General features: G+C 31.2%; 7 protein-coding genes. 6 read left to right on the top strand and 1 reads right to left on the bottom strand.

Translation table 11 applies throughout. The features are described from left to right. The first annotated feature begins 1 nt into the window (after position 1). Genes AACQ14_RS13220 through AACQ14_RS13200 form a run of 5 tightly spaced genes read left to right on the top strand, consistent with a single transcriptional unit; the run spans position 2 to position 7,137 of the window. Entirely contained in the window at positions 2 to 1,483 is a 1,482-nt protein-coding gene (locus AACQ14_RS13220; protein WP_339364052.1) for a pyridoxal-phosphate dependent enzyme, read from the top strand. A gap of 18 nt (positions 1,484 to 1,501) precedes the next feature. After that, positions 1,502 to 2,812 carry an amidohydrolase family protein gene (locus AACQ14_RS13215; RefSeq protein ID WP_339364051.1) on the top strand — a complete coding sequence of 437 codons (1,311 nt, stop codon included), beginning with the start codon at positions 1,502 to 1,504 and terminating at the stop codon, positions 2,810 to 2,812. 29 nt (positions 2,813 to 2,841) lie between these two features. Continuing rightward, entirely contained in the window at positions 2,842 to 4,554 is a 1,713-nt protein-coding gene (gene ade, locus AACQ14_RS13210) for an adenine deaminase (protein ID WP_339364050.1), read from the top strand. 39 nt (positions 4,555 to 4,593) lie between these two features. After that, positions 4,594 to 5,823 carry a threonine synthase gene (gene thrC / locus AACQ14_RS13205; protein ID WP_339364049.1) on the top strand — a complete coding sequence of 410 codons (1,230 nt, stop codon included), beginning with the start codon at positions 4,594 to 4,596 and terminating at the stop codon, positions 5,821 to 5,823. A 48-nt stretch (positions 5,824 to 5,871) separates the two neighbouring features. After that, complete coding sequence (locus AACQ14_RS13200) at positions 5,872 to 7,137, top strand: amidohydrolase family protein (RefSeq protein ID WP_339364048.1); 1,266 nt, start codon at positions 5,872 to 5,874, stop codon at positions 7,135 to 7,137. Between the two features lie 144 nt (positions 7,138 to 7,281). Here AACQ14_RS13200 and AACQ14_RS13195 read toward each other — a convergent pair whose 3' ends face one another. Next, the gene (locus tag AACQ14_RS13195; RefSeq protein WP_339364047.1) at positions 7,282 to 10,023 is read right to left on the bottom strand and encodes a DUF6359 domain-containing protein; all 2,742 of its coding nucleotides are present in this window, start codon (positions 10,021 to 10,023) and stop codon (positions 7,282 to 7,284) included. Between the two features lie 235 nt (positions 10,024 to 10,258). On the opposite strand from AACQ14_RS13195, the gene AACQ14_RS13190 reads away from it, so the two are divergent. Then, positions 10,259 to 13,426: a hypothetical protein gene (locus AACQ14_RS13190; protein ID WP_339364045.1), complete on the top strand. Its 3,168-nt coding sequence runs from the start codon at positions 10,259 to 10,261 to the stop codon at positions 13,424 to 13,426. Position 13,427 lies beyond the last annotated feature (1 nt).

Below are 13,427 nucleotides of genomic sequence, written 5' to 3'. Positions count from 1 at the left end.
CATGGAGAGTAAATATAATGTAATCGATCTAACTGTTAATCAAGAAAGGCTTAAAAATGTAGTTAAGAGGGCTAAGGAAAGAGGTATTATCATCCCTACTTTAGCTCAATTAAAAGATCCAAGTCTTATACCAGATGATATAAAAGAAAAGCTAAAAGATGTTGGTTTATGGGATCTTAATCCATTGAATCTTTTTAGGATTGGATGGCATAATGATACGAAAGAAATGGGTGGCTTATATAAGGATGTCAATTATCTATGTATACCTAGTGAAATTTCTGGTGTAAAAGCTAAGATAATAGCTTTATGCGGTAAATGGTTTCCAACAGGTTCACACAAGGTTGGAGCTGCATTTGGATGTCTTGTACCTAGACTTGTGACAGGACAATTTGACCCAACTAAACAAAAAGCTGTCTGGCCATCAACTGGTAACTATTGTAGAGGTGGTGCTTATGATTCAGCTCTTCTAGCTTGTGATTCCATTGCTATATTACCAGAAGGTATGAGTAATGAAAGATTCGAATGGTTGAAAAATGTAGCTGGTGATACAATTGCTACTCCAGGAAGTGAAAGTAATGTAAAAGAAATATTTGACAAGTGTTGGGAATTAAGAAATTCAGGTGAAGACCTAATGATTTTCAACCAATTCGATGAATTTGGAAATTATCTATGGCATCATGAAGTTACTGGTAAAGCTATTGAAGAAATACTTGATGTTGAAATGAATGAAAATAGTAGATTCAGAGGGTATATTAGTGCCACTGGTTCTGGTGGAACAATTGCAGCTGGTGATTATCTCAAGAAAAAATATCCAAACCTCAAAATTGCAGCCAGTGAAGCATTACAATGCCCAACAATATTTTTAAATGGTTATGGAGAACATAGAATAGAGGGTATTGGTGACAAACATATACCATGGATTCATAATATCAAGAATACAGATGCAGTTACAGCTATAGATGACGAAGCTACAATGAACTGGATAAGGATGTTTAATGAACCAGAAGGTCATAAAGTATTAAAAGCCAATGGTGTAAGTGATGAGATTATTGAACAATTGAACCTTGTAGGAATCTCAGGTGCTGCTAATATAATATCTGCAATAAAATTCGCTAAATACTTTGAGTTAACAGAAGATGATATTCTCGTTACTGTGTTGACTGATTCAATAGATATGTATAAGAGTAGATTAGTAGAGCTTAATGAAGAAAGAGGAGATTTTACTTCATGTGATGCTTATGGTGTAATGGAAAGATATTTTAAAGGCATTAATACTGATTACTTCAAAGAATTGAATTATAGAGAAAGAAGAACCGTTCATAATCTTAAGTATTATACTTGGATAGAGCAACAAGGAAAAACATATGATGAAATATTAGAACAATGGTATAACGATGATTATTGGGCTAATATAACCAAACAAGTGGATAGACTGGATGAGTTGATTGAGGAGTTCAATGAAAGAGTAAGACAATGTGAATAAAAAAAAGAAGGTATGTCTATGTATGATTTAGGTATAATTAATGGTAATTTGTATATTGATGGAAAATATGAAAAGTTAAATTTATATATCACCAATGAAAAAATAGCAAAGATATCTAATGAAACTTATGAATGTAAAGAGAGCTATGATGCAGAAAACAAAAAAGTATTTCCTGGATTTATTGATCCACATGTTCATTTTGAATTGAATGTAGGTAAATATACATCATGTGATGATTTTTACACAGGTTCTGTAAGTGCAGCTTATGGAGGTATAACTACTATCATTGATTTTCTGGATCCTATAGCTACTGGAATTGAAGTAGAAAAAGCTCTTAATACAAGAAAGAAATTAGCTGAAAAAAGTGTCATTGATTATTCTTTTCATGTAACTATTAGAAATCCAATCGATGAGATTGATAATATCGTAGATGAAATGAGAAGATTACAGATACCAACCGTAAAACTATTTACTACATATTCTGAATCAGATAGAAGAACCTATGATAAAGAAATAACTAAACTTCTTGGATTAACAAAAGAAAATAATATTTTGGTTTTAGCACATATAGAAAATGATGATCTAATAGATAGAAATCCTGCTTTTGAGGTTAAGGATCTACCTAAAAGCAGATGTTCAGAATCTGAACTAAAAGAAGCATTGAAGTTAGCTTCTTTTACTAAAGACTTTAATGGAAGGTTATATATGGTTCACCTAAGTAGTGGTAATACATTAAAAGCACTAGTTGAGTATTACCCTGATATACTTAACAAAGATTTTTTTGTTGAGAGCTGTCCTCATTATTTTAATTTTTCTTCTGATGAATACTCAAAAGCAAATGGATTTCTATATGTGATGGCACCACCACTTAGAACTGAGGAAGAACGTAAATTATTAAGAGCTAATTTTGATTATATTAATACTATTGGTACAGACCATTGTCCTTTTAGCATTAAAGAGAAAAACAAGGATAAATTATCTAATGTACCAATGGGTATTGGTTCGGTAGAACATTCATTCAATATCATGTATAGCATTTACAAAGATAAAGTTATTGATAAAATGACCATAGGTCCTGCCAAAATACATGGACTATATCCTAAGAAAGGTATATTAGCATTGGGTTCAGATGCAGATATAGTTATTTATGATCCTTTAGCAACATATATAATAGGTGAAGACCATTCTACTTGTGATTATAACATTTATGCTGGTAAAGAAATAACAGGTAGGATTGAATCTACAATCAGTAGAGGAAAGTTCATTATAAAAAATAATGAATTTATTGGTGGTAAAGGTAAATACTTAACTAGAAAGATATTATATTAAATGATCAACTGTTTCTGAAGGAGGTAGTTATGTCAATTGTTGAAAAGGTAAAAGTAGCTAGAGGTGACAAAAAAGCTGAATTTGTTCTTAAGAACTGTAGGATTGTCAATGTTTTCAACAGTAAAATAGAAAGAGCAGATATTGCTATGGAAGATGGAGTCATTGTTGGAGTAGGTGAGTATGAAGGTATAAAAGAAGTTGATGCATTAGATAGATATGTTTGTCCAGGATTTATTGATGGGCATGTTCATATTGAATCTTCAATGCTTACACCTCCAAGGTTTGCCAAACTTGTTATGCCAAAAGGAACTACAACCGTTATTGAAGACCCTCACGAAATTGCAAATGTATGTGGACTGGACGGCATAGATTTTATGCTTAAGGCTAGTGAAAAAATACCACTTGATGTTTATGTCATGTTGCCATCATGTGTTCCATCAACAGAATTTGAAAACTCAGGTGCTGTATTATTAGCTAAGGACTTGAAGAAAATGAAGGATAGAAAGAATATATTGGGATTAGGAGAGGTAATGAATTATCCTGGTGTAATTTCTTGTAATAAATCTGTATATGAAAAACTTGATTTGATGAGAGAAGGGATAATTGATGGTCATGCACCTGGTGTTATGGGTAAGAGATTAAATGCATATGTAACTGCTGGTGTAATGACAGACCATGAATGTACTAGAGTAGAGGAATTAGAAGAAAAAGTGTCCAAAGGTATGTATGTCCATATTAGAGAAGGGTCAGCTACAAGAAATCTAAAAGATCTTATAGTTGGTGTCACACCAGAAAATAGTAACAGAATACTATTTTGCACAGATGATAAACAACCTTATGATATAGAAAAAGAAGGTCATATCAATTATAACGTAAGATTGGCTATTGAAAATGGTATTAACCCTATTATGGCTATTAAGATGGCTACAATCAATACTGCACAATGTTATGGATTGAAAAATAAAGGTGCTGTAGCACCTGGTTATGATGCAGACCTAATAATACTTAATGATGACTTAAGTGAAATTAGTATTGGTGAAGTATTCAAAAAGGGACAATTAGTAGCTAAAGACGGAGAAGCTTTATTTGATATAGAAACAATTGAGGATTCTCGTGTCTTAAATACAGTCAACATAGATAATATTGATAATATAACTTTTGATATACCTCTAAAATCATCCATTGTAAAAGTGATTCAGTTAATAGAGCATAATATCCTTACTAAGAGCGTAATCCGTAAGGTGGATGTTGAAAATAATAACTTCAAATATAACAGTAAGCTTGATATCTTAAAATTAGCAGTTGTTGAGAGACACAAAGGAACTGGTAATGTGGGACTGGGCTTAGTGGAAGGCTATGGACTAAAAGGTGGTGCTGTTGCACTAACCATTGCTCACGATTCTCATAATATCATAGTGGTTGGAGATAATGACGAAGATATGAGAGTTGCTATCAAAGAGCTAAAAAGGGTTAATGGTGGTATTACAATATGTGCCGATGGTTCAGTGTTACAGACTTTACCTCTCGAAGTGGGAGGACTCATGACTAATTCTTCCGTAGAAGCTGTTGGAAATAAAGTAAAAGAAATGGCTAAGATAGCTTGTGAAAAGGGTATCAACCCTAATATTGATCCTTTTCTTACATTAGCATTTTTAGCTTTACCAGTTATACCAGAGTTAAAGTTAACTGATTGTGGATTATTTAATGTAGATGAATTCTCTTTTATAGATATTGAGGAATAGAACTATAATATGATATTTGTTCGGAGGTGAGATTGAACTATGAAGTTTGTTAAAAATTATAGATGTACACTTTGTGGTAGAGAATACAGTAAAGATGAGAAAATATATACTTGTCCTGAATGTGGTGAAAAAGGTATACTAGATGTGGAATATGATTATGAAGGATTGAAAAAGGTTCTAACCAAGTCATATTTTGAACACAATAGAGACTATAGCATGTGGAGATATAAAGATGTCATGTCTATAAGAGAAGAAGATATAGATAAGACACTTAAGGTTGGATGGACACCTTTATATAGATCCAATAACTTAGAAGAAAAGATTGGTATCAAGGAATTATATATAAAAGATGAAGGATTAAATCCAACAGCTTCATTAAAAGATAGAGCTTCAGCGGTTGCGGTCATTAAGGCATTAGAGAATAATGCTGATACTATTGCGTGCAGCTCTACTGGTAATGCAGCTTCCTCTTTGGCTGGTAATGCGGCTAGGCTAGGACTTTCTACTGTGATTTTTGTTCCTGAGAGAGCACCACAAGGTAAGTTAGCACAGTTATTAATATATGGAGCAAAAGTGATTTCTGTTAAAGGTGATTATAGAGAAACTTTTAAACTTTCTAAAGAAGCTATTGACCATTGGGGTTGGTATAATCGTAATGCAGCTATAAATCCTCATTTGGTAGAAGGCAAAAAGACTGTAGCTATTGAAATTGCAGAACAGTTAGGATGGCAAGTTCCTGATTGGGTAGCAGTATCTGTAGGAGATGGTTGTACTATTGGAGGGGTATATAGAGGATTCTACGATTTATTGAATATTGGATTAATAAATAGGATTCCTAAGATATTAGGTGTTCAAGCAAAAGGGTGCTGCCCATTTTATACAGCTTATACGGAAAATGAACCTCTTAAACCCACAGATGAAAATACTATTGCTGACAGCATATCCGTTGGTATACCAAGGAATCCTGTTAAAGCTATGAGAGCTGTTGAGGATTCAAAAGGTACATGGATAACCGTATCTGATGAAGCTATACTTGAAGCCATGAAGACTCTTGGATCATCTGAAGGTATATTTGGTGAACCAGCAGGGGTAGCGGGCTTAGCAGGTGTTATTAGAGCTGTCAAAGAAGGTATTATCACTAAGGATGAAACAGTTTCTGTAATTATTACAGGTAATGGATTAAAAGATGTAAAAAATGCTCTTAAGGCTGCTGGAAATAAAATTGAATGTAAACCTGATATTGAACAATTAAAAAGATATTTGACATAAATTATAATTATACTATTGATAGTTAAAAGCAAATATAGGAGGTGTGATATGGCTAAGTTAAAGGCAATAAAGGGTCATATCATTTATACTAAGGTAAAAGATAGTTTTGAGATACACGAAAATAGTTACATAGTTATTGATGATAAAAAGATTGTAGGCATTTATAATGAATTACCTGATATATACAAAGATGTAGCAATCATTGATTACGGTTACAATTCAATTATAATTCCATCATTTATTGATTTGCATATACACGCACCTCAATATCTACAAATGGGAATTGGTCTGGATCTTGAATTGATTGAATGGTTGGACCAGTATACTTTTAAATACGAAGCACTATTTTCCGATGTGAATTATGCTAAGAAATTATATCCTAGATTTGTAGATGCTCTTTATAGAGAAGGAACATTACGTTCTTGTATTTTTGCAACTATACATAATGAAAGTACTAATGTGTTGATAGATGAATTGAAAAAGAAAAAATTATCAGCATACGTTGGAAAGGTGAATATGAATCAAAATGCACCTGAAGACCTTTTACAATCTACAGAATGTTCCATAGAAGAAACTATAAAATTTGTTGAAGACAGCAAGAACACCGGAGGTTTAATCAAACCCATAATAACTCCTAGATTTGCACCATGTTGTACTAGTGAATTACTTGAAGAACTTGGTGAGTTGTCTATAGAAAAGCAACTTCCAGTTCAAACCCATCTTTCTGAAAATAAAAAAGAAGTGGAGTGGGTTAAATCATTATTTCCAAATAACAAGAATTATTCTGATGTTTATAAAAGACATCAGCTATATGGTAATCAAAAAACCATACTGGCTCATTCAATTTATTTGACTAATGAAGAAGTTGAGATGGCTAGTAAAGAAAAAAATGTCTATCTAGTCCATTGTCCCAGTTCAAATAGTAATTTATCAAGTGGTATAATGCCAGTAACATACTATTTGGATAAAGGGATCAATGTTGGGTTAGGAACAGATGTTGGTGCTGGTAACAAAATGAGTATGGCTGATGTGATTACAAATGCTATACAGTATTCAAAGATAAGACATGTGTATAATGAGGAAGAACGTGTACTTAGTCTTCCTGAATCATTTTTCTTAGCAACCAAGATGAACGGCAGTTTCTTTGGAAAAATTGGCAGCTTCGAAAAAAATTATTATTTTGATGCTTTGGTTATAAGAGATCCAGATCCTCTGACAAATTGTCTAAGTCCTTTAGAGAGGTTACAGAGATTTTTATATTGCGGAAGTTCTAATAGTATTGTTGAACGTTATTTGGAAGGCGAAATCATTTAAAATGTTAAAAATGTAATTTGAATAATAAAATATTGTTAATAGAAATGACGGTAACTGCGTTTGGCTACCGTCATTTCTATTATTCTACAAATCCTTTATTTTCGCATAATTGCCTAGAATTTTGTAGTGAAGTTCTATTAATACTTAATTAACAAATTCAATTGATGTAACATTCCTAAGTCCAGGGAGCAACATATAATCGTTACGAGTTCCTGTAACCAAAATCTTGCGTCCTAAAGCATTTGAATTTTTTAGTGGACTGAATTCATTTCTCATACTTGACTCCAATTTAACAGCTATAGTCTGAGCTTGTGGGTCATTAGTATCAGCAACTTTCACAGCATATATACCATTAAGGTCAGAAACAATATAACCGGTAAGAGTAACTTCAGTACCATTAGATTCATTAAGTGCCTCTGCAACAGTTAAAGCACTTGGATTGCCAGAATCAACAAACTCAATAGATGTAACATTTTTAAGTCCAGGAAGCAACATATAGTCATTACGAGTACCAGTCACCAAAATCTTACGTCCTAAAGCATCAGGATTATTAAGAGGACTGAATTCATCTCTCATATTGGATTCCAGTTTAACAGCTATGGTCGTAGCTTGTGGGTCATTGGTATCAGCAACTTTAACAGCATATATACCGTTAAGGTCAGAAACGATATAACCAGTAAGAGTAACTACAGTACCATTAGATTCATTAAGTGCCTCTGCAACAGTTAAAGCACTTGGATTGCCAGAATCAATAAACTCAATAGATGTAACATTTTTAAGTCCGGGAAGCAACATATAGTCATTACGAGTACCAGTCACCAAAATCTTACGTCCTAAAGCATCAGGATTATTAAGAGGACTGAATTCATCTCTCATATTGGATTCCAGTTTAACAGCAATAGTTGTAGCTTGTGGGTCATTGGTATCAGCAACTTTCACAGCATAGATACCGTTAAGGTCAGAAACGATATAACCGGTAAGAGTAACTACAGTACCATTAGATTCATTAAGTGCTTCTGCAACAGTTAGTGCTGAAGGTTGTGGATTACTATTTATTGTAGTTGTTTGACCACTTACCACATTATATGTTCCAGTATAATCATTTTTCAGCACACCATCAGAACCATATAATGATAATGTTATACCAGTATCTTCTTTAACTGCAATTTTAACTTGACCAGAAGCATCAATCATTGCAGTGCCTAGAATAACACCGTTTTTGGATGCTGCTACTATTTCACCTGTATTTCCGGATATTGAGCCTTGTAAATAACCATAACCAGTTGATAAGCCTGTAACAGTTTTTGTATCTTTATTAGAACCATTTACTTTAATTCGTATTTTAATAGGTGGATTTGCTACTGAAACTATCCTTGCTGTAACTGCAGATGGTAATGGAACAGGAACAGCATTATATCCCGATGAAGTCCATGAACCATTTAGATATAGCTGCCCTTGCTGATTTCCACCATCTTGATAAGCACCAAATAATGGATTGGAAGCATCTCCAGTTATAGATATGGCAAAAGGTTCATTTTCATAAACATATGCAGGATATAGAGCAAATGAAGCAGAGTCAGTTGATCCGCCTGTTGAAGGATAAGGTGCACCGAAAGAACCATCTGCAAAAGTATCTGTATCCCATGGATCATATCCTCCTGATGGATTAGTCCAAGGTTCAGCTTGTTGCTGGTTGGTTTCAATGGCTATCATTGGATTAGGAGTAGGTATACCAGCGGCATGATTAACACCATCAAATCCTACATAATTTTCTTGAGTTGCAAGCCAATTAACGATATTAATACTTAATGTTGCGGCATGTCCGGTATCGTTCCAACCTGGCCATGTGGATTTTGTGGATCCATCATTTTCACGTAAGTATTTTGGAGTAGAATCTTCAATAGGAGAAGAATCACCAATGAAAGCAGCTTTTCCTAAACTAGGTTTAGATATAGCAACATATGCACCTTCATCTTCACCACCAAAATATAAACCAGTATCTGCAGCATGAGACCACGCTGTAGGATTATCTGTAGATGAAAAGTATACTATACCTTTTGCTTTGCTGCCGTCAACAATAGATAAAGTAGCACCTGCAGCCATAAGTATAGGGGATACTCCTGCAGTTATTCCTTCTGAATATGTAGAGGACTTTATTTCAGAAACACCACTCAAACAATCAATAGCATTAAATCTAAATCTCAAGCCAAATGTTTCTGCTAACCATCCTGCATTAGCTGAACCAGGATTTCTCATATCTCCGTATTCTGTGCTCATATTATATGCAATATCAGTTGATCTGTTATATCCATTATATACTTCGGTTGAATCCCATGTATTAAGATTCCTATCTGCATTATAATGGTCTCCAATAAGATATATTCCTTTTCCAGAATCTACAAATTGTTCTAGAGCATCATATTCAGATATCATAAGAGGTCTATTAGGTTCTGCCATAACAAAAACATCTGCATCTTTTATAGAGTCATAAGTGATAACACATTCATTAAGAGCCACATTACCAGGTTGTCTGTCATCATAAAATCGTATGACTCCATCATTATTTTTATCAATGCCTCTATATTCTCTTACGGTGTAACCCTCATTTACTAATGCATCTGCAAAACTTGAAAATGCACCGTCGATAACCCAATCAGCACTACCAGAAGTACCGCCGTGTGAAGTATCAAATAATACTAATTTTCCATTATCATTAGTAGGGGAAGGTATTTTTTCTGGGATAACATTATTCCAAGTATACGGTGTAGTTGTGGAACCAGATGCTAATGTATCAAGGGTTTGATTAGGAATGAGATAAGATGTCAGTAGAAGTGATAGAACTAGTACCCAAAGAAGTTTTGTGAGTTTAGAAAAATGCTTGAACATAAAACTAAAACCTCCTTAATTTGGTATGAATTTTTCAACATACGACATTTTATTAATGCATTAGACAATTTAGTATTGAATTTTAATGAACATTGTCTATATATTTTATTATACAACAAAATAGACATACTTGCAATTTTGTAATACAAAAAATATAATTTATTGACTTCCTTGTAGATGAAATTTATAATTACTAATGGAGTATTATAACGTAATATGAGGAGGTTGCGGAAGCATGTATAAAACTAAAAATTTATATAATAGTATGTTAATGATAATTATCATATTGACTATGGTATTAACATTAGTAGCATGTAACGATAGTAATAAGGGCAGTTTAGATGAATCTAAAAATGATGAAGAGTCTTTACAAGTTGAGAGCAGTGAAGTAATCAATAAGGAAAATAATATGGAAACTAATAGTAAATCAAATGATGTAACGTTAGATAAACAAGATGTGAAACACATTGTAAAAGATAATAAAAGGATTACTAGATATTATGAACTATCTAATACTAATGTTAATAATATTGATAGTATTTCTATAGAGAAGGATAGATTTATAATAAAATCCAGTAATATAGACCAAAATAAAATCGAACTAATTAATGAAACTTGTGGTGATGAAAACATAATATCCTTTACCAAACAATTAAGCAATGACCAAAGTATATTTTTTGCCGGATATAATAATATAGGGATTAATTCAAAAGAAGGAATAAAAGTCTATTCAATGTATACAGATGATGAAATCAATCTATTTGAGCGATTATTAAGTATTGATCTGACTAATGCTATTGGAAAGAAGTTAATTGATTTTGATGATTTGTATTTTTTGGAGTACGAAGAAAATAATATTACTCATTTGATTTCTTATAAACCTTATGATGCTAATCAATATAAAATGTTATTGCAAGGAGATATCTTGGAGATTAAGAAATTGGTGGATGGTAATTTTATTGTAGTAACACAGAATAAAAATAAACTTATATTTAACCTGATAAATGAAAAATGTGAATTGAAAAAAGCTACAGAATTTAATTTGGATGATAAATTAGAATATAAAGGCATTACACAAAATTCTTATAATAGTCTTCATCTATATCTGAATTATAAGAATAAGAATGAAAGCCAGATTATAAATATTTACATTAATGATATGGATGTAAATACTCAATATGCTGTTCCCTATAAATTTGAACAAATTTTAGATGTAGATAATACATATATATTCATAGTCAATGATCAATCTGGAAATAAAAGATTAGTTGTATGTGATAGAAATTATACTGTTCTAGATGAAATTGATTTTGGTGTTGATAAACTTAGTACAATTAATAATCTTCAATTCCATAAAACTTATGATGTCCCCCAAGCTTTTATAACAGGAGTGGTAGAATATAATAATAAAAGTTATTTCATAAAAATAGAATTGAATAAGATGGAAGATTACAAAACATTGATTATTCCGTCAAAAAGCCAACGAATCAATATTGATAAAGATAACCATATTTATTACACTTCAGGTATTAATTCAAATGATGGATTTGCATTTATTAATTTCAATACTAAAAGAAGTATTGATGTTATATCTGATTCGCCATATTTCATTTTAGAAAATGGGCTTTATCGTAATACTAATAATTTAATAACTAAAATCAAAGATATAGATCTTAGTAAAAATGGTTTAAAAGCATTTAAAATTGGAGACGACTGTTATTGCTTCTATAATCATGGTGAATATCTTTTTACAAATAGTTTACAGGATAATAAAAATGTTGAAAAATTTTATGATTCAGTTTTAATAAATAGCTTACCACCAAAAAGCATATATATTGATACGTCCAATAATGAAGCGTTGATTAAAGATGAAATTCATTTATACACTTTGAGTTATGATAACAACAAAAAAATTATTTGTAATAATATTAATGAATTAGGATTAAATGATGAAGAAATATATAAGGAAAATTCTATCATCCTAATTTATGATGAAAATTCAATATTCAGCTATGATAAGATGAATAACAAATTGATAAAATCTGATTTTAGCGAACCTATTAGCTGGTTTAAAATATATTTCAGTGATAATGATATTATCATATATTCTAGTAATAGTGTATATAAATATAGTGCTAATACACAAAAATTAACAAAGGTAAATATTCCTGACAATGATAGTTCACACTACATTAGAGAAGAAAATGGTTATTTAAGGGTTGGTGATTATTATTATGATACTGTAGATGGTATTTTAAAATCTTATAGATTAATTGAACCTAAGAAATTTAATGGTGCTATTGATAACAAATATTATTATCCTACATTAAATTTTGAGATGGAAAACACTTTGCCTAATGAAATTACCTTGTACTCAACTCCTTTTATAAATTATAGTATAGGGAATAAGAGAATAAAACTTATAGATTATAATACTAAAGAAGGGATAACATATATACTTGAATATGAAAGTAATAATCTTTATAAAATAAAAAATAATGCTTTGATGAAAATATCCAATGTAAATATTAGGAATTATGATATTTCAAAAGATTACCTTGCATATACTTCAAACTTGATAAATGAAAATTTATATTTAAAGAATCTTATAAATAATAAACAAGACATAATTTATTCTGGTTCAGTACTAGATATTGGTATATGTAAAGAAAATGTGTATTTTCTAGACATAGATGATAATAATATATATCATTATAATGTTAATAACAAAGCAAGCAAACAGTTAACTAAAACTAATGATGTTAAAAAAATATATTATACAGACGAATACATCATTTATCAGGAGCCAGATAAATTTTACATTATGGATAAAGATAATTTTGAGTTTATTGATTCTATGGAAGGTAATATAATGGTTATAGATGATGATAAGAATAGAATATATTATGATAATTTTGTGCTTACATTAGTTTATGACCTTGACTCAAACATTAATGAAGTATATTCTACTACTAATTTAGATTGTGATGGATTGCTTAATGATAAATTAATAGGAGAAGTATATTATGATGGACCAGGTGGAATTGGAGTTATAAATAAAGGTGATTTTGATTTTTATAAAGATGGAAATAAAGATTATAAAATCAATGCAAAATATTCTATATCTGATATAGGAGTTATGTACGGGTTAGCGTATTATATATTTGAAAATGATACTCTGAAGTATCATAAACTTGTTGATTATAATAATTATGTAGAGGATGAGGGTAAAATCTATCTTTATTATGATGATAATAATATTTATTATAAATGGAAAGAATCATATTCTAGTGAAGATTATATATGGGTTCAATATAATATCTCTACTGGTAATAAACAATCGGTAGAAACAATTGATAAAACTAATTTAAATGTCGTTTCAGGAGTACCTAGGGGCGCTTAAG

The sequence above is a fragment of the Vallitalea maricola genome (assembly GCF_036985595.1).
Classification (GTDB): domain Bacteria; phylum Bacillota; class Clostridia; order Lachnospirales; family Vallitaleaceae; genus Vallitalea; species Vallitalea maricola.
Note: the sequence above shows the minus strand (reverse complement) of the source record. Positions and strands in the feature narration are given on the sequence as shown.